17 protein-coding genes and 3 pseudogenes are annotated in these 17,713 nt (G+C 66.2%); 13 read left to right on the forward strand and 7 right to left on the reverse strand.

Going from position 1 to position 17,713, the window contains the following annotated elements; all coding sequences use genetic code 11:
• Positions 1-32: 32 nt before the first annotated feature.
• From imuA to LN139_RS07015, 3 genes are read left to right on the forward strand one after another with little or no spacing between them, the layout of a single operon-like run.
• Positions 33-650, forward strand: coding sequence for a translesion DNA synthesis-associated protein ImuA (imuA, locus tag LN139_RS07005; protein ID WP_236359306.1), 618 nt, complete (start codon positions 33-35; stop codon positions 648-650).
• A gap of 4 nt (positions 651-654) precedes the next feature.
• Positions 655-2,055 carry a Y-family DNA polymerase gene (locus LN139_RS07010; protein ID WP_236359307.1) on the forward strand — a complete coding sequence of 467 codons (1,401 nt, stop codon included), beginning with the start codon at positions 655-657 and terminating at the stop codon, positions 2,053-2,055.
• Entirely contained in the window at positions 2,052-5,129 is a 3,078-nt protein-coding gene (locus LN139_RS07015) for an error-prone DNA polymerase (RefSeq protein ID WP_329611018.1), read from the forward strand. The genes LN139_RS07010 and LN139_RS07015 overlap by 4 nt, the downstream gene beginning before the upstream one ends.
• 8 nt (positions 5,130-5,137) lie before the next feature.
• Here LN139_RS07015 and LN139_RS07020 read toward each other — a convergent pair whose 3' ends face one another.
• Positions 5,138-5,938, reverse strand: coding sequence for a hypothetical protein (locus LN139_RS07020; protein WP_236359309.1), 801 nt, complete (start codon positions 5,936-5,938; stop codon positions 5,138-5,140).
• Between the two features lie 56 nt (positions 5,939-5,994).
• A pseudogene (locus LN139_RS07025) lies at positions 5,995-6,947 on the reverse strand (alpha/beta hydrolase).
• A 123-nt stretch (positions 6,948-7,070) separates the two neighbouring features.
• Here LN139_RS07025 and aroC point away from each other — a divergent pair.
• The 5 genes and pseudogenes from aroC to mtnC form a co-directional block, all read left to right on the forward strand.
• Positions 7,071-8,159: pseudogene (aroC, locus tag LN139_RS07030) on the forward strand (chorismate synthase); the annotation flags it as partial.
• Positions 8,160-8,197: 38 nt separating this feature from the next.
• A pseudogene (locus LN139_RS07035) lies at positions 8,198-9,339 on the forward strand (MFS transporter).
• Entirely contained in the window at positions 9,336-9,953 is a 618-nt protein-coding gene (locus tag LN139_RS07040; protein ID WP_236359310.1) for a methylthioribulose 1-phosphate dehydratase, read from the forward strand. Before LN139_RS07035 ends, LN139_RS07040 begins: the two are co-directional and overlap by 4 nt.
• 17 nt (positions 9,954-9,970) lie before the next feature.
• The gene (locus LN139_RS07045; protein ID WP_236359311.1) at positions 9,971-10,516 is read left to right on the forward strand and encodes a 1,2-dihydroxy-3-keto-5-methylthiopentene dioxygenase; all 546 of its coding nucleotides are present in this window, start codon (positions 9,971-9,973) and stop codon (positions 10,514-10,516) included.
• 4 nt (positions 10,517-10,520) lie between these two features.
• The gene (gene mtnC, locus LN139_RS07050) at positions 10,521-11,189 is read left to right on the forward strand and encodes an acireductone synthase (protein WP_236359312.1); all 669 of its coding nucleotides are present in this window, start codon (positions 10,521-10,523) and stop codon (positions 11,187-11,189) included.
• Positions 11,190-11,195: 6 nt separating this feature from the next.
• Here mtnC and LN139_RS07055 read toward each other — a convergent pair whose 3' ends face one another.
• On the reverse strand, positions 11,196-11,474 hold the full coding sequence (locus LN139_RS07055; RefSeq protein WP_236359313.1) for a DUF3509 domain-containing protein: 279 nt from the start codon (positions 11,472-11,474) through the stop codon (positions 11,196-11,198).
• Between the two features lie 320 nt (positions 11,475-11,794).
• Between LN139_RS07055 and LN139_RS07060 the strand changes: the two genes are divergently transcribed.
• The 4 genes from LN139_RS07060 to LN139_RS07075 all read left to right on the forward strand — a co-directional run bounded on the left by LN139_RS07060 (position 11,795) and on the right by LN139_RS07075 (position 15,354).
• On the forward strand, positions 11,795-12,313 hold the full coding sequence (locus tag LN139_RS07060; RefSeq protein WP_236359314.1) for an ankyrin repeat domain-containing protein: 519 nt from the start codon (positions 11,795-11,797) through the stop codon (positions 12,311-12,313).
• Between the two features lie 48 nt (positions 12,314-12,361).
• The gene (locus tag LN139_RS07065) at positions 12,362-12,892 is read left to right on the forward strand and encodes a hypothetical protein (protein WP_236359315.1); all 531 of its coding nucleotides are present in this window, start codon (positions 12,362-12,364) and stop codon (positions 12,890-12,892) included.
• A 15-nt stretch (positions 12,893-12,907) separates the two neighbouring features.
• A complete protein-coding gene (locus tag LN139_RS07070) occupies positions 12,908-13,099 on the forward strand; it encodes a PLDc N-terminal domain-containing protein (protein ID WP_236359316.1) in 192 nt (63 codons plus the stop codon).
• Between the two features lie 164 nt (positions 13,100-13,263).
• A complete protein-coding gene (locus LN139_RS07075; RefSeq protein WP_236359317.1) occupies positions 13,264-15,354 on the forward strand; it encodes an LTA synthase family protein in 2,091 nt (696 codons plus the stop codon).
• A 96-nt stretch (positions 15,355-15,450) separates the two neighbouring features.
• Here LN139_RS07075 and LN139_RS07080 read toward each other — a convergent pair whose 3' ends face one another.
• Entirely contained in the window at positions 15,451-15,651 is a 201-nt protein-coding gene (locus tag LN139_RS07080; RefSeq protein ID WP_236359318.1) for an SEC-C metal-binding domain-containing protein, read from the reverse strand.
• Between the two features lie 5 nt (positions 15,652-15,656).
• Complete coding sequence (locus LN139_RS07085; protein ID WP_236359319.1) at positions 15,657-16,118, reverse strand: LEA type 2 family protein; 462 nt, start codon at positions 16,116-16,118, stop codon at positions 15,657-15,659.
• A 56-nt stretch (positions 16,119-16,174) separates the two neighbouring features.
• Between LN139_RS07085 and LN139_RS07090 the strand changes: the two genes are divergently transcribed.
• Positions 16,175-16,687 carry a hypothetical protein gene (locus tag LN139_RS07090; RefSeq protein WP_236359320.1) on the forward strand — a complete coding sequence of 171 codons (513 nt, stop codon included), beginning with the start codon at positions 16,175-16,177 and terminating at the stop codon, positions 16,685-16,687.
• On the opposite strand, the gene LN139_RS07095 is transcribed toward LN139_RS07090, so the two are convergent.
• The gene (locus LN139_RS07095) at positions 16,677-17,147 is read right to left on the reverse strand and encodes a YchJ family protein (protein WP_236359321.1); all 471 of its coding nucleotides are present in this window, start codon (positions 17,145-17,147) and stop codon (positions 16,677-16,679) included. The genes LN139_RS07090 and LN139_RS07095 overlap by 11 nt on opposite strands.
• Before the next feature lie 5 nt (positions 17,148-17,152).
• Positions 17,153-17,650 carry a DUF6231 family protein gene (locus tag LN139_RS07100; protein WP_236359322.1) on the reverse strand — a complete coding sequence of 166 codons (498 nt, stop codon included), beginning with the start codon at positions 17,648-17,650 and terminating at the stop codon, positions 17,153-17,155.
• Positions 17,651-17,713 lie beyond the last annotated feature (63 nt).

Raw genomic sequence — 17,713 nt, forward strand, 5'->3', positions numbered from 1 at the left:
GCCTTCGATCCTTTCACTGCCCGGAGGCTGGCATGAGCTTGAATGTGGTCAGCCTCGACGGGCTGCTCGACCAACGCCGGGTGTGGCGCGCCGGGCAGGCACCCGAGGTGCGCAGCGGCGCCCAGCCCACCGGCCACCCGGCGCTCGACGCCTGCCTGCCCAGTGGCGGCTGGCCGCCCGGTGCGCTGTCGGAAATTCTGCTGCCGGCCCCGGGGTGCGGCGAGTTGCAGCTGCTGTGGCCGAGCCTGGCGCGGCTCACCCAGGCCGCCGAAAAGGTCGTGCTGGTGGCACCGCCCTGGGTGCCTTACCCGCAGGCCTGGCAGGCGGCCGGTGTGGTGCTGGAGCAGCTGGCCTGGGTGCGTGCGCCGGCTGCGCAAGTGCTCTGGGCCGCCGAGCAGTGCCTGCGCTCGGGCAGTTGCGGTGCGGTGCTGTGCTGGCCGGCACAGGCCGACGATCGCGCGCTGCGCCGCTTGCAGGTGGCTGCCGAGGCCGGCCAGGCGCTGGCCTTCGCCCTGCGTGGCCTGGCAGCGCTGCACAACCCGTCCCCGGCGGCATTGCGCCTGGCCATCGAGCTGCGCCCGGCGCGCTGGCGGGTGATCAAGTGCCGCGGCGGCCAGGCACCGGCCCAACCCATCGCCTGGCGAGGGTAGCGCCGTGCTCTGGGCCTGCATTCTGTTGCCACAGCTTGCGCTCGATGGGGTGCTGCGCGGCCATGCCGAGCCGGAGCAGCCGTTGGTGCTGCTGGGCGGGCCCAGCCAGCGGCGCGTGCTCAAGGCCGCCAACCCCGCTGCGCGCGCCCTGGGCTTGCGTGCCGGCCAGCCGCTGAGTACGGCGCAGGCCCTGGCTCAGGGTTTCGAGGCGGTCGATTACCCCAGCGCACGGCTGGGCGAATGGGAGCAGTTGCTGGCCGCCTGGGCTTATGGCTTCAGCGGGCAGGTCAGCCTGCACTATCCGCGTGCCCTGTTGCTGGAGGTGGGTTCGACCCTGGGGCTGTTCGGGCCTTGGCCTGTGTTCGAGGCGCGCTTGCGTGAAGGGTTGCGCGCGCTGGGCTTCAGCCACCGCATCGCTCTGGCGCCCAACCCCGCAGCGGCCCGAGTGCTGGCCGGGGTGCGCGACGGCACGGCGGTGCACAGCGCAGCGGCGCTGCTCGATCCTCTGGAGGCACTGCCGGTCGACCGCCTGGGGCTGGCTCCCGAACAGGCGCAACTGTGCCAGCGCATGGGGCTGCGCCGCCTCGGCCAGGTCCTGGCACTGCCGCGCGAGGCGCTGGCGCGGCGTTTTCCTCGCGAGCTGCTGCTGCAACTCGACCGCCTGCGCGGCCTGGCGCCGCTGGCACTGGCCTTCTATCAACCGCCGGAGTGCTTCCAGGCGCGCATCGAATTCAACTTCGACGTAGAGAACATCGCCTCTCTGGTGTTTCCGCTGCGCCGGCTGATCGACGACCTGGGCGCCTTCCTGATCGCGCGCGACGGGGGCGTGCAGCGCTTTGTGCTGCGCCTGGAGCATGCCGAAGGTGCGCCCACCGAAGTGCCCGTCGGGCTGCTGGCGCCTGAGCGGGCCCCGCAGCGCCTGCTGGAGCTGGCCCGTGGCCGGCTGGAGCCATTGCAGGTGCTGCGGCCGGTACGGGCGCTGGCCTTGCACGCAGATGAGCTGCCGGCCTTCGTGCCGGCCCACAGCGAACTGTTCGGCGCTCGCGCCCAGCAGCTGGAACCCTGGGCTCCCTTGCGCGAGCGCCTGCGCGCCCGGCTGGGCGACGACGCCGTGCAAGGCCTGGGCTATGTGGCCGACCACCGCCCCGAGCGCGCCTGGCAAGCCAGCCCCGGCGTGCTGGCGCTGCCCGGGGGCCAACGGCCGGGCTGGTTGCTGCCCGAGCCTTGCGAGCTACCCGAGGCACTGCCGTGCGGCGGCCCGGAGCGGCTCGAAAGCGGCTGGTGGGACGGCGCCGACGTGCGCCGGGATTACTACCGCGTGGCGCTTGCCGACGGCCGTGAGGGTTGGGCCTACCGGGAGGTGGGCACGGCAGGGCCGCTGTGGTTGCAGGGGCTGTTCGGGTGAGCCTCGATTACGCCGAGCTGCACTGCTTGTCGGCCTTCAGCTTCCAGCGCGGCGCCTCCAGTGCCCAGGAGCTGTTCCAGCGCGCCGCGCAGTGTGGCTATCAGGCGCTGGCGATCACCGATGAATGCACCCTGGCCGGCATCGTGCGTGCCTGGGAGGCGGCCGAGGAGGCTGGCGTCGCGCTGATCGTCGGCAGCGAAATGGCCGTGGAGCAGGGCCCACGCTGCGTGCTGCTGGTGGAGAACCTTGCCGGCTACCAGGCGCTGTGCCAGATGATCACCCTGGCGCGGCGGCGGGCGGCCAAGGGTGAGTACCGGCTGTTGCGTGATGACTTCACTGTTGTCGATGGGTTGATCGCGCTGTGGCTGCCCGGCGCGCAGCCGAACCTGGCGCACGGCCACTGGCTCAAGGGCCTGTTCGGTGAGCGCTTGTGGCTGGCGGTGGAGCTGCACCGGGGCGCCGACGACGCCGAGCGGCTGCGCGCCTGGCGCGAGGCCGCTGCCACGCTGGGCCTGCGCTGCGTGGCCAGCGGCGATGCGCACATGCACAGCCGCGGCCGCCGCGCGCTGCAGGACACCCTCACCGCCATCGCCCACCACACCACCGTCGCCCAGGCCGGCCAGCGCCTGTTCGCCAACGGCGAGCGCCACCTGCGCCGGCGCGAGGAGCTGGCCAGCCTCTATGGCGCCGAGTTGATGGCCGAAACCCTGGCCATCGCCGCACGCTGCCGTTTCAGCCTCGCCGAGCTCAAGTACCAGTACCCCCATGAGCTGGTGCCCACCGGGCACACCCCGGCAAGCTGGCTGCGCGAGCTCACCGCGCAGGGGGCGGCATGGCGCTGGCCAAAGGGGGTGCCGCCGGAAACCCAGGATCAGCTCGGCAAGGAGCTGGCTGTCATCACCGACATGGCCTACGAGTCGTACTTTCTCACCGTGCACGACATCGTGCGCTTCGCCCGCGAACGCCACATCCTCTGCCAGGGCCGCGGCTCTGCGGCCAACTCGGCGGTGTGCTTCGCGCTGGGTATCACCTCCATCGACCCGAGCAAGACCGCGCTGCTGTTCGAGCGCTTCATCAGCCGCGAGCGCAACGAGCCGCCGGATATCGACGTCGACTTCGAGCACGAGCGCCGTGAGGAGGTGATCCAGTACATCTTCCAGCGCTACGGCCGCCATCGCGCCGCGCTTACGGCCGTGGCCAGCCGTTACCGTGGCACGGGCGCGGTGCGCGACGTGGCCAAGGCGCTTGGCATGGGGCCGGATGAAGTCAACGCATTGGCCGGTTGCGTGAGCCGACACGATGAAGGCCTGCCCTCGCACGAGCGCCTGCGCGAGGCCGGTTTCGACCCCGCCAGCCCGCAACTGCATCGGGTCATGGTGCTGGCCGGGGAGCTGGTGGGCTTTCCAAGGCACCTGTCGCAGCACCCGGGGGGCTTCGTGATCAGCGAGCAGCCCCTGCAAACCCTGGTGCCGGTAGAAAACGCCGCCATGGCCGAGCGCACTGTGATCCAGTGGGACAAAGACGATCTGGACAAGGTCGGCCTGCTCAAGGTCGATGTGCTCGCGCTGGGCATGCTCAGTTGCCTGCGCCGCTGTTTCGACCTGCTGCCGCCGCACCCGGAGAACCGCCGCTGGGAGCTGGCCGACATCCCCGCAGACTGCCCGGCCACCTACGCCATGCTCTGCCGTGCCGATACCGTTGGCGTGTTCCAGATCGAATCACGCGCGCAGATGGCGATGCTGCCCCGTCTGCGGCCCAAGGCGTTCTATGACCTGGTCATCCAGGTGGCCATCGTGCGGCCCGGGCCGATCCAGGGCGACATGGTGCATCCTTACCTGCGCCGGCGGCATGGCGAGGAGCCTGTCGAGTACCCCAGCAAAGCCTTGGAGGCTGTGTTCGAGCGCACCTTGGGCGTGCCTCTGTTCCAGGAGCAGGTGATGCAACTGGCCATCGTCGCCGCCGGCTACACCCCCGGCGAAGCCGACGAACTGCGACGCTGCATGGCAGCCTGGAAGCGCAAAGGCGGCCTTGAGCCTCACGAGATTCGCTTGCGCGAGGGCATGCGCAGCAGGGGTTACAGCGAAGCTTTCGCTGCGCGCATCTTCGAGCAGATCAAGGGCTTTGGCAGTTATGGCTTCCCTGAGTCGCACGCAGCCAGCTTCGCGCTGTTGTGCTACGCCAGCTCCTGGCTCAAGTGCCATCACCCGGCGCTGTTCGCCGCAGCCCTGATCAACAGCTGGCCGATGGGCTTCTACAGCCCGGACCAGATACTCCAGGACGCGCGCCGCCATGGCATTCAGGTGCTGCCGGTGGACGTGCGTTTCAGTGATTGGGATTGTTCACTTGAGCCGATGGGCAAAACGCAGCCGGCCATTCGTCTCGGCCTGCGGCTGGTGCGTGGCCTCGCCGAGCCTGCCGGGCGCTCGGTAGCCGCTGCCCGCGTGCGGCGGCCCTTTGTGGATGTGGCCGATCTGGTACAGCGCGCTGCGCTCGATGCCCGCGCCCGTGAGCGGCTGGCCGACGCCGGTGCGCTCAAGGGCCTGGCCGGCCACCGCTTTCGTGCCCACTGGGAGGTGGCACGGGCCGAGCCGCAACTGCCGCTGTTCGCCGAGCTGCCTGCTCAGGCCGAGGCCGAAGTGGCCTTGCCGTTGCCGACGGTGGGGGAGAACCTGCTGGCCGATTACTCGAGCGTCGGCACCACCCTGGGCCCGCACCCGCTGGCCTTGCTGCGCCCGGCGCTGGCGCCCTGGCGCTGCCGGTCGTCACGCGAGCTGGCGCAACTGGCGCACGGGCAAAGCATCAACCTGTGCGGGCTGGTCACCGGCCGCCAGCGCCCAGGTACTGCCAGCGGGGTGACGTTCGTCACGCTCGAGGACGAATTCGGCATGACCAACGTGGTGGTATGGCTGAGCCTGGCGCAGCGCCAGCGGCGCGTGCTGGTAGGGTCGCAGTTGATGCTGGTGCAGGGCAGGGTGGAGCGCAACGGCGAGGTGCTGCATGTGATCGCCCGCAACCTGCTGGATTTGAGCAGGCTGCTCGACGGGTTATCCATTCGCAGCCGGGATTTTCACTGACGGGCGGCTCAATGCCGCGTCGCGATCCAGATCAGCAACCCGGCCTGGAACACGGCAAAGGCGATCAGGCAGACGATAGTGAAGCGCAGGCTGCCATCTTCACGGCGGTATTGGGAGATCTGTTCCTGGCTGTTGCGCAGCTTCGCTTCCTGCTCCTGCATCTGCTGGTCGGCCAGTTGCAGCATGTTGGCGGCATCGAGCACGGTCACCAGTTGCACTTTCTCCGGGTTCCACTGCGCCACCAGTTCACTGGCGGGCACCTCGGCGTAGCTGGCTTTCATGAACTGCGGGTCGGCATAGGCCACTTCCAGGCCGTGGCTGCGCAATACGTGGTCACGGCGCTTGCGGGTGTCTTCCACCAGGCCGTCACGGGCGGGCAGGTCCTGGCCCTGGAGGCGGTAGTTCGGGCCCTGTTCGTGCAGCCAACCGGCGGCCTGGGCTAGCATGAAGCGCCCCAGGCCCCGATTGATCGGCTCGATGTTCAGCACAGGCGGCTCGCACCAGGCAATCTGTTTTTCATGATCGACCCACACGTCCAGGCGGTTCTGGTCGCTGCGCACGCGCTGGCCGGTGAGCTGGATGTCCATGCGCAGCAGGCTGTGATGGCGGTTGTGCCGTTCGGCATTGCCCCATTGCACGAAGCGTAGCGGCCGCGGCCCGACACTGCGGTCGGTGGGCAGCGGCAGCAGGCGCAGCAACTGAAAGTACTCAGGCTGCACATCGCTCCACGGCAGGTTCTGCGCCACGGAAGGGGCCTGGGCCTCGGCCGCATCAGGCGCGGCAGAGGCTTCGGTGGGGGTGTCGGTCATCGCGGCGCTCCTCAAATCTCTGGAGCCTGTATCGACCGTGCTGAAAAAAGCTGAAGTCAGTGCAAGGTGTCGATGAACTTGACCAGCGCAGGCGTCAGGTTCCACGCCAGTGGCAGGTTGGGGTTGGCGTAGGAATCCACCTGCGCCTTCATGTCCATCGGCACGATGCGCAGCACGTGGTTCATGCCGTCGATCAACGCCAGCCGTGCGTCGGGCTGGGCGGTTTTGAGCGCACGTGCGTCGGCTTCGCTGACCTGGATGTCGTGACGGCCCTGCACGATCAGCACCGGCACCTTCACCGCCGCGATGGCCTTGGCCGGGTCCTGGCGGAACAGCGAAATCAGGTAGGGCTGCACACTCGGGCGGAACACCACGTTCAGTTGTGGCGGCACCTGGTCGTCGAGCTGGCCGGCGCTCAGGTGCTCGATCAGCACCCGGCTCTGTTGCGCCAGCTCCGGGGCAGACGGGTTTTGAGTTGTTCTTCGAGCAACTGGCCCACCGGCCGGCCGCTGCCGCCGATGGAAATCAGGCCCTTGGCGGGGCTTTCGGGGGCGGCGAGGGCGGCGATCAGTGCGCCTTCGCTGTGGCCCAGCAGGATCAACGGGCCGAAGCGCGGGTCGGCATTGAGCTGGCGGCTCCAGGCCAGGGCGTCGTCTACATAACCTTCGACGCTGAGCTGGCGCTCGTCCGGCGCCAGCGAAAGGCCGGCGGCTACCCCGCGCTTGTCATAGCGCACGCTGGCAATGCCGGCGCGGGCCAGGCCCCAGGCGAGCTTCTTGAGGCTGTCGTTGCGCCCGCCGTCGGGGTTGTTGCCGTCGCGGTCGGTGGGGCCGGAGCCTGCCAGGATCAGCACCACCGGCACCGGGTGGCCCGGCTGGGGCAGCAACAGGCTGCCATGCAGCACACCGCCTGGGCGGGCGAGGTCGATCGGGGTTTGCAACACAGGGACGGGCGCGGCGTGGGCGGCGCAGGCCAGGCACATCAAAAGCGAGGCGAGCAGGCGTAGCATCTGGGGGTATCCGAGGCGGTGGCGGTTGGACTGGAGGGCCGTGGCGAAGGTTCGCCGCTGCGAAACAATCTGTATACTGGCGGCCCGTTCGACCTGGCTGACTGATTTTCGCGGAGCGTTCGCATGTCCGGCAATACCTTCGGCAAGCTGTTCACCGTCACCACCGCCGGCGAAAGCCATGGCCCGGCGCTGGTCGCCATCGTCGACGGCTGCCCGCCCGGCCTGGAACTGGCCCTCGAAGACCTGCAGCGCGACCTGGACCGGCGCAAGCCCGGCACCAGCCGCCACACCACCCAGCGCCAGGAAGACGACGAAGTCGAGATCCTCTCCGGCGTTTTCGAAGGCCGCACCACCGGCACCTCCATCGGCCTGCTGATCCGCAACACCGACCAGCGCTCCAAAGACTACTCGGCGATCAAGGACGTCTTCCGCCCGGCCCACGCCGACTACGCCTACCACCACAAGTACGGCCTGCGCGACTACCGCGGTGGCGGCCGCAGCTCGGCGCGCGAAACCGCGATGCGCGTGGCCGCCGGTGCCATCGCCAAGAAATACCTGGCAAACCAGGGCATCAGCGTGCGCGGCTACATGAGCCAGCTCGGGCCGATCGAAATCCCGTTCAAGGGCTGGGAGTCGGTCGAGCAGAATGCGTTCTTCAGCCCCGACCCGAGCAAGGTGCCGGAGCTGGAGGCGTACATGGACCAGCTGCGCCGTGACCAGGATTCGGTCGGTGCGAAGATCACCGTGGTTGCCGAGGGCGTGATGCCGGGCCTGGGCGAGCCGATCTTCGACCGCCTGGATGCAGAGCTGGCTCATGCGCTGATGAGCATCAACGCAGTCAAGGGCGTGGAGATCGGCGCAGGCTTCGGTTGCGTGGCTCGCCGCGGCAGCGAACTGCGCGACGAGATGACCCCTGAAGGCTTCACCAGCAACCATGCGGGCGGCGTGCTGGGCGGCATTTCCTCCGGCCAGCCCATCGTTGCCCACCTGGCGCTCAAGCCCACCTCCAGCATTACGGTTCCCGGCGACAGCATCGATGTGCACGGCAACCCGGTTCAGATGATTACCAAGGGCCGGCATGACCCTTGCGTCGGCATCCGCGCCACGCCCATCGCCGAGGCCATGATGGCCATCGTGCTGATGGACCACCTGCTGCGCCATCGCGGCCAGAACGCCGACGTGCGCGTCAGCACCCCGGTGCTGGGCCAGCTTCGACCGCTGAGCCGCCCGCCGCCGCACCTGCTGCGGCGGTGCCTTACTGGCGGCTGTCGGGGTTCTACTTCTTCTATTTCGCCCTGCTCGGGGCCACCGCGCCGTTTCCTCGGCGTGGCTGGCGCACCTGGGCTTTGCCAGCGCGCGCATCGGCGAGCTGGTCGCCATTCCCATGCTCATGCGCTGCGCCGCGCCCCACCTCTGGGGCTGGTTGGCTGACCGCACCGGCCGGCGGCTGGCCATCGTGCGCCTGGGTGCGGCCTGCACGCTGGTGGCCTTCAGCCTGATCCTGTTCGACCACAGCTACGCCTGGCTGGCGGCGGTGATGGCCTTGCATGCGTTCTTCTGGCATGCGGTGCTGCCGCAGTTCGAAGCCATCACCCTGGCGCATTTGCGCGAGCAACCGGGGCGCTACGGCATGGTGCGGCTGTGGGGCTCGATCGGTTTCATCGTCGCGGTGGTGGCGCTGGGGCGGGCCTTTGAGTGGGCCGGGCTGGACGCCTATCCCTGGACCGTGCTCACGGTGATGTTGGGCATTCTGTTGGCAAGCCTTCTGGTACCGGCCCCACCGGTGGAGCCGGCTGCAGCGCGGGGGCAGGGCGCGGCCGGGTTCTGGCCGAAGGTGCGTGCGCCGGCGGTGCTGGCGTTCTACGGCGCGGTAGCGCTCATGCAACTGAGCTATGGGCCGTACTACACCTTCTTCACTATCCACCTGGAGCACTTGGGCTATAGCCGCGCGGCCATCGGCCTGCTGTGGGCGCTGGGGGTGGTGGCCGAAGTGCTGATGTTCATGGCCATGTCGCGCATTCTGGCGCGCTGGCCGGTGCGCCAGGTGTTGGGCGCGAGCCTGGTGGTAGCAGCGCTGCGCTGGTTGCTGCTGGGCAGCCTTGAAGGCGGCTGGGTGCTGTTGTGCCTGGCGCAACTGATGCACGCCGCTACCTTTGGCGCCTACCACGCCAGCGCCATTCATTTCGTGCAGCAACGCTTCGGCGGCCACCACCAGGGCCAGGGCCAGGCGCTGTATGCGGCTCTGTCCGGGGTGGGCGGTGCGCTGGGGGCGTTGTATTCCGGCTACGCCTGGGCCAGCCTCGGCGCGCTGGCCAGCTTCGCCATCGCCAGTGTGGCCGCAGCGCTGGCGGCGGTTATGATCTACCTCTTTATGCCCAAGGAGCGCGCATGAGCCCGAACCGCGACACCCTGACTCGCCAGATCATCGACGCCGGGCGTTTTCTCCATGCGCGCGGCTGGTCGCCGGCCACCAGCAGCAATTACTCGGCCCGGTTGTCACCGGAGCAGGCTCTGCTGACGGTCTCCGGCAAGCACAAGGGCGAGCTGGGCACCGAGGATGTGCTGGCCACCGACATGGCCGGCCTGAGCCTGGAGCCCGGCAAGCGCCCGTCGGCCGAGACCCTGCTGCATACCCAGTTGTACCGCTTCGACGCGCGCATCCAGGCGGTGCTGCACACGCATTCGGTCAACGCCACGGTGCTGTCGCGGGTGATCGCAGGTGACCGCCTGGTGTTCGAAGACTACGAGCTGCAAAAGGCCTTTGCCGGCATTCACACTCACCAGTCGCAGGTGGTGGTGCCGATCTTCGACAACGATCAGGACATCGCCCGCCTGGCAGGCCAGGTGCAGCCTTGGCTGAACGCGCATCCCAACTGCGTCGGCTACCTGATCCGTGGCCACGGCCTCTACACCTGGGGTGCGAGCATGAGCGATGCGCTGCGCCAGGTAGAGGCTTTCGAATTCCTTTTTGAATGTGAACTGAAACTGCGCGCCATTGGCCGCTGAGCCTGCAGGGGGCCCCGATGAGTTGCCTGAGCGTTTACCACCAGAGCAGCCCCGAGCTGCCGAACAAAGTCCTCACCCACCTGGAAGACATCGCCGCCACCCTGGCTGAGCAGGGCGTGCGTTTCGAGCGCTGGCAGGCCGATGCTCCCATCGCCCCCGGTGCCAGCCAGCAAGCGGTGATCGAGGCCTATCGCGAGCCGATCGAGCGCCTGAAGCGTGAGTGTGGCTATCAGGAGGTGGATGTCATCAGCCTTGACCGTGACCACCCAGGCAAGGCGGAGCTGCGGCAGAAGTTTCTCGATGAGCATCGCCATGGCGAAGACGAAGTACGTTTTTTCGTTGCGGGGCGCGGGCTGTTCAGCCTGCACCTGGGCGAGCATGTGTACGCGGTGCTGTGCGAGAAGGGCGACCTGATCTCCGTGCCGGCCGGCACGCCGCATTGGTTCGACATGGGTGAGCAGCCGCATTTCGTGGCGATTCGCTTGTTCACCGACCCGCAGGGCTGGGTCGCGCACATGACGGGCGAATCCATCGCCCGGCGCTTTCCTCTGCTGGAAGACTGAGCCAATGCCGATTACCCATGTGCTCACCGACATCGAAGGCACCACCAGTTCGGTGAGCTTCGTTTACGAGGTGTTGTTTCCGTTCGCAGCCTTGCATCTGCCTGCCTGGGTAAGGGCCCACCCTGATGCGCCTGAAGTCGACGCCGTGCGCGCATCGAGCGGGGAGGCACAGGCCAGTACGGAACGCGTGATCGAGATTGTGCTGGGCTGGATGGCCGAAGACCGCAAGGCTACGCCGCTCAAGGCGATCCAGGGTCATGTCTGGGCGGATGGCTACGAGACCGGGCGCTTGCACGGGCATGTTTACCCCGATGCTGTCGATACGCTGAGCCGATGGCACGCTGAGGGCCTGGTGCTGGCGGTGTATTCGTCAGGGTCGGTACAGGCGCAGAAGCTGCTGTTCGGGTATTCCGAGGCCGGCGACCTCACCGCGCTGTTCAGTCACTACTTCGACACGGGGAGCGGCGGTAAACGTGAGGCGGGTTCATACCTGGCAATCGCGCAAGCCATGGATGTGCCGGCGGAGCAGGTGCTGTTTCTCTCGGATGTGGTGCAGGAGCTCGATGCTGCACAAGCGGCGGGGATGGTCACGTGCGGATTGGTACGGGAAGGAGGAGAGCTGCCGGGGCACGTGTGTGTTGGCAGCTTTTCTGAAATCAGGCCCCGGCAGTAATGATCTTCACACCGAATGATAGGTCGGCAGTGCGAAGCGGTTCTGGCTTTGCAGCAGGTGAATGTCTGGCAGCTTGCTGGCCTCGTCAGCCAGGTCACGGCGGATCGCACTGATTACCCACGACAACTGCTCTGGCGTATTCAGTTGGGCGTAGGAAATGGAGCGGCGGGTGGTCTTGCCGCCATTGTCGCGCAGGGTCAGCAGCACAGCGCCGTCAGGGCGAGGTTGTGCAACTACGTCGTACTCGCTGAACAGGCTGGCAAATTTCTCTTGAAGGAAATGCATGGTGGCTCCTCGATGCACGGTATTCGGTTGCAGGAGGAGTTGCAGGCTGTGTGCCAGCTTTTGGATTTTTGAGAAATCCTTTCAAATCAGTGGTTTAACTAGTTTGTGCAGTAAATGTCTTCGTGCAAATTGCAAGATGGGGTTATTTGCATGATGCATTTTGCACAGGGAGGAGGGGCTAGGCGGGAGGTGAGTGAAACATAGAGTGTTTGCTCAGCGATTAATTCCGTTGAGCGAGGTCATAGAAATACCTGCCTGGTGTTGAAAATGTGAACCGCTGCACACTCAGGCCCCTGAACACTGCCATGGAGCGCCCCCTGATGACCGACCAGCCCACTGTGATGACCGAAGAAGAGTCCTTGGCTTTTGCCCAGCAAGTATTGGAAGTGGCCCGCCATGGCGATGCGGTGATGCTCGAGCGCCTGCTCGGCAAAGGCCTGCCCGCCAATCTCAAGGATCACAAAGGCGATTCGCTATTGATGCTGGCCAGCTACCACGGGCACGCACAGGCCACCGAGGTTCTCATGCGCTACGGGGCCGACCCGATGATGGCCAACGACCGGGGCCAGTTGCCCATCGCTGGAGCGGCCTTCAAAGGTGATCTGGCGGTGATGCGCGCACTGGTGGAAGGCGGTGCGCCGGTCGATGGCACCGGTGCCGATGGCCGTACCGCACTGATGATGGCGGCGATGTTCGACCGGGTAGAAATGATCGATTACCTGCTCACCCAGGGTGCCGATCTTCAGGCCCGCGATGCCCAAGGCATCGACGCTGCAGGCGCCGCTTCGGCGATGGGCGCACAGCGGGCACGCCAACACCTGCAGGCACTGCTCGGCTGAAGCCCGCTCCGCCATGCTGCGCGGCCTTTTGCCCCTGGAGCCTGCCCCATGAAAGCCTTGCTTGCCGAACTCGTCACCCTGATCAGCTCCGGCTGCATGAGCGAGGAGGCCATCGATACGGTGGCCGAGGAGGCAGCGCAGGCCCATGCCGACCCGGCAGCCTTCCTGGCTGCCAACCCGGATGTCAACTACGACGAGAGCTTCCCGATCCCGTTGTGGCAGTGGGTAGTCGCCGGCAGCCTGCCTGAAACCGTGCTGTTCCAGGCCGACACCGGCGCTGAGCTGCTGGAGCAGATCATGGCTTCCTTCGGCCCGGCAGTTGAATTTCACATCAAGCCCAAGCAACTGGCCCGCACTGAGCCAGAAGTGGCGATCAACCGCATCCAGACCCAGCTCGCTGCACTGAGCAAGGACAAAGGCGGCTATGCGCTGCTGGATTTCTGCGCACGCATCGATTTCGATTTCCAGGCCGTGCTGGTTTACGGCCAGGACCTGCCGCGCGTGCTGGAACTGTGCGCACAGGCCGGTATCCACGCGGTGCCTACGCTGCAGGGGCTGCGTGAGGGAGCTGCTGGCTAAGGCAGATGCTGACGCATGGGCGCGACTTTCAATAACCTGGTGGGCCTGGTGATCCTGGCCTTGGATATCTGGGCGATCGCCAATGTGCTCACCAGCCAGGCGAAGGCCGGCATGAAGGTGCTCTGGATCCTGCTGATTGCGTTGTTGCTGGTGCTCGGCTTTATCATCTGGGCCATTGCCGGCCCGCGCGGTAACGTTCGCACGTAAAACCCTTCCCCCAGCCAGGCCACCCCCGTATACTTCGCGGCGGGTAGCTTGCGCTGCATCGGCAACAAAATTTTCACCGGCCGCTGCCCACAATTCGCCGTTTGCTTCGCCCAGCCACGCGCGTGGGCGGTGCCTCTTATCAACCTACGGAACACGCACAAGACATGGCCATCCAGGATGCCCTGAAACCGGAGCGCCAGCCGCTGCTGCGGCGCCAGCCCACCGTCAAGTCCCATCTCCTTTACCTGCTGCTCTGCACACTGGCCCTGATGCTGCTGCAAAGCGGCCTGCGCCTGGCGCTGCTGATCTACAACCGAGAGCAAATCGGCAATGCCGGCGCCGACGCCTTCATGGAAGCCTTTGGCAATGGCCTGCGCTTCGATATCCGCCTGGCGGTGTATCTGCTGGTGCCGGTGATGCTCGCCACGCTGTTCAAGGCTTCCATGCGCTGGCGCGGCCTGTTCCGCCTGTGGCTCACGCTGGCCAGCAGCGTGATGGTGCTGCTGGGTGTGATGGAGCTCGACTTCTACAAGGAATTCCACCAGCGCCTCAATGGCCTGGTGTTCCAGTACGTCAAGGAAGACCCGAAAACCGTGCTGAGCATGCTCTGGTACGGCTACCCGGTGGTGCGCTACCTGCTGGCCTGGGCATTGGTCACCTGGCTGATCAGCCTGCTGTTCAAGGCTGCCGACCGCCTCAGCCGGCCGCGTGAAGCGGTGGCCGATCAGGCACCGGGCGTGCGGCGTGTGGCGCCCTGGTACGGCCGTGTGCTGGTGTTCTTCGTGCTGCTTTGCGTAGCGGTGGTCGCCGCCCGCGGCACGCTGCGCCAGGGCCCGCCCCTGCGCTGGGGCGACGCCTACACCACCGATTCCAACTTCGCCAACCAGTTGGGCCTCAACGGCACCCTCACCCTGATCACCGCCTTCAAGAGCCAGCTCTCCGACGACCGTGACAACATCTGGAAGGCCACCTTGCCACAGGACCAGGCCGTGGCCACCGTGCGCAAGCTGCTGATGACCGCCAACGACCAGCCGGTCGATCTGGATTCAGCTCCCGTGCGCCGCCTGTTCACCCCGCCTGCGGAAAACACCCTGCCCGGGGTGAAGAACGTGGTGGTGATCCTGATGGAAAGCTTCGCCGGCCATTCGGTGGGCGCGCTTGGCAGTGATGCCAACATCACGCCGTACTTCGACAAGCTGGCCAAGGAAGGGCTGCTGTTCGACCGATTCTTCTCCAACGGCACCCACACCCACCAGGGCATGTTCGCCACCATGGGCTGCTTCCCGAACCTGCCGGGCTTCGAGTACCTGATGCAGACACCCGAGGGCAGCCACAAGCTGTCGGGCCTGCCCGAGTTGCTCAGCGCTCGCCAGTTCAAGGACGTGTACGTCTACAACGGCGATTTCGCCTGGGACAACCAGTCCGGCTTCTTCAGCAACCAGGGCATGACCACCTTCATCGGCCGCAATGACTTCGTCAACCCGGTGTTCTCCGACCCCACCTGGGGGGTATCGGACCAGGACATGTTCAACCGTGGCAACGAGGAGCTCGACAAGCTCGCTGCCGGCGGCAAGCCGTTCTACGCGCTGCTGCAAACGCTCTCCAACCACGTGCCCTACGCTTTGCCGCCGCAATTGCCGGTGGAGCGCGTTACCGGGCGAGGCGCGCTGGACGAGCACCTCACTGCGATGCGTTATTCCGATTGGGCATTGGGGCAGTTCTTCGAAAAGGCCAAGAAGTCGCCTTACTACAAGGACACCCTGTTCATCGTGGTGGGTGACCACGGCTTCGGCAACGAACAGCAGATCACCGAGTTCGACCTCGGCCGCTTCAACGTGCCGCTGCTGGTCATTGGCCCGGGCATCCAGGAAAAGTTTGGTACCGTCAGCCATACCGTGGGTACCCAGATCGACATCGTGCCGACCATCATGGGCCGCCTCGGCGGGCCGACCCAGCATCAGTGCTGGGGCCGTGACCTGCTCAACCTGCCAGCGGGGGACCCGGGCTTCGGCGTGATCAAGCCTTCGGGCAGCGAGCAGACGGTCGGCATTATCCGTGGCGATCGCCTGCTGATCGAAAGCCGTGACATGGACCCGCGCATGTACCGCTTCACCCTTGGCCACAATCCACAGGGCGAGCGCATTCAGGACCCGGACATGAGCGCCTGGCGCGAGCAGCTCGAAAGCTTCCTGCAAGTGGCCACCAAGGCTTTGCTCGATGACACCGCCGGTGCCGTGCAAAGCAAGCGCGAGTAATGCTGCGCGCATGAAAACGCCGGGCGATGCCCGGCGTCGTCTACCTCTCCAGCCCCTGCCATCGTGCAGGGGCTTTTTTATGGCACCGGCGCTGGTTCAGGCACCGTGGCACTTCTTGAATTTCTTTTCGCTGCCGCAGGGGCAGGGGTCATTACGGCCAACATCCTTGAGGGTGTTGCGCACGGGTTCCTGATGGCTGTGGTTGCAATGAGGGCCGTGTACGTGGCCAGCGTGGCCGTGATCGTGGTCATGACCGTGGTTGCAGTCAGGGCCGTGCACGTGAGGTTGTTGCGACATCGAGGTTACTCCGGGTTGAGCTGACGGCCGATTATCGCATCAGTTCGCCGGGCTGTAAGGTGCTGGCCGAAGATAAATCCGGTGCGCAGATGCACGGTGAGCGTATAGTTCAGCGGCTCGCCCGCGCGCTGTTTCAACAACCGCGCAAGAGGCTTTACGTGCTGCCAGAGGCTGGTATGCACCTGGACCTGGTAGTTTCGGCTGCCGTTGGCCGGCACGCTGAACCAGGTGCGCTCGCTGCCTTCGGCCAGAGTGATGCCTTCCAGGCGCAGGCTGTAGCGCACCTGCCGGACGGGCAGGGCGCGTGCGTTGGGGTTGGTCAGGCGCATATGCAAAATGAAGCGCTGCGACAGCCAGCGCGCCTTGGCTTTTTCGATGCTCACCAGGCGCACTTCAGGCGCATCGAGCGGGCGTTGCCAGCCCAGCAGCGAGCAACCCGGCAGGCACAGCGCTAAGATAAGCAGCAACAGCCTGGGTGACCTTGTCATGGCCGGGCCTCAGTCATGGGCACAGGAGAGAAGGGATGAGCCTGCACGAAATCGTATTCGAAGGCCAGGTATTGCCGGGGCATGCGCCCGAAACTGTCCGCCAGAACCTTGCGAGGGTGTTCCAGGCCGATACAGCGCGGCTCGACAAACTGTTCTCCGGCCGGCGGTTGGTGCTCAAGACCGGCCTGGACACCCAGGCTGCGGAAAAATACCGGGAAGTACTCGAGCGCGCCGGCGCCCGTGTGCAGGTCAATGCACTGCAGGTGCCGGTAGAGGCTGACTGGGCGGCATCGCCCGAGCCTGCGCCCGAGCGGGCTCAGGTGGTACCGCGTGATGAGTATATGGCTGCCTTCGCCGGCGTCGACGCACCGGACTATGGCATTGCCGAAGCAGGGGCGACCATGGCCCCCGCCCAGCCAGCCAGAGCGGCGCCGCTGCTGGACCTCTCCGGCCTCAGCATCGCGCCTGCCGGCAGTGACCTGGGCCAGGCCAAAGCGGCACCGGCCCCGGCGGCGCCCGATACGTCCCATCTCAAGCTCAGCCAATAAGGTAGCCTGCGCAGCACTTCTTGAACTTCTGCCCGCTGCTGCAAGGGCAGGGGTCGTTGCGCCCGGCTTTGAGCGGTGCGGTGGGGTCGATGAAATACCATCGCCCGTCCCGCTGCACGAATGCCGAACGCTCGCGATGGCTATGCTCGCCAGAGTCGTCGTGCCAGCGCGCGGTAAAGGTCACGAACGCGTGCTCGGGCTGGCCGCCGTGGGTTTCGCAATGCTCTACTTCAAGCCCCAGCCAGGTGGCCGACGCGCTCCACTGAGCGATGGCCGCCCGGTCAAGGGTCGCTTGCTGGGCGGGCAAGGTGGTGCTGACCAGGTAGTCAACCTGGCCCATCACGTAGGCGCTGTAGCGCGAACGCATCAGCGCCTGGGCGTCCGGGGCCGGGAGGCCCTGATGCAGCCGGCCGCAGCAGCCTTCGAGGGAGTTACCGCTGCCGCAAGGGCACACTGTCATGAGAGTTACCACCAATACTTTCCAAAATTCTCCGGGTTGGCCCAGAACTTCGCATTCAGCCAGTCCGGCACCTGCTTGTAATCCTTAAGATCATAGGTGAACAACGACAGCACCTGCCCCTCGCGCTCGAACCGCTCACTGGCCTGAAGCGCCAGCGAGAACAGGTCGGTTGCGGCCCAGCCGGCGGCGGGCAGGTCTACCAGCAGCGCCAGGCGGCTGGCGTTGAGGTTGCGGATACCGCCGAGCAGTTCAAGGCCTTGACGCTTGGGGAGGTGTTCCAGGCAGTCGACCAGCAGCGCAAGGTCAAAGCGCCGTGCAGCGAGCGCCGGCGGTAAGGGGCCGGGCTCGGCGAAGGCCAGCTCGCACGCAGGGTGCGCCTGAGCGAAGGCCTCAAGCGCGGGAAACTGGCTGGCGCCCACTACCAGAAGTGAACGCGGAGCATGCTGAGCGAGCAGGGCGGCCAGTGCCTGCTGCGGGGTGCGTTGTGAAGCGGCATCGGTCATCGTCAATCCTCGTTGGATAATAAAGATTAACCGGCTTGGGAGTCATTGGCGAAGCGCCGTGGT

This window comes from Pseudomonas sp. KNUC1026, from assembly GCF_021650705.1.
Taxonomy (GTDB): Bacteria; Pseudomonadota; Gammaproteobacteria; order Pseudomonadales; family Pseudomonadaceae; genus Aquipseudomonas.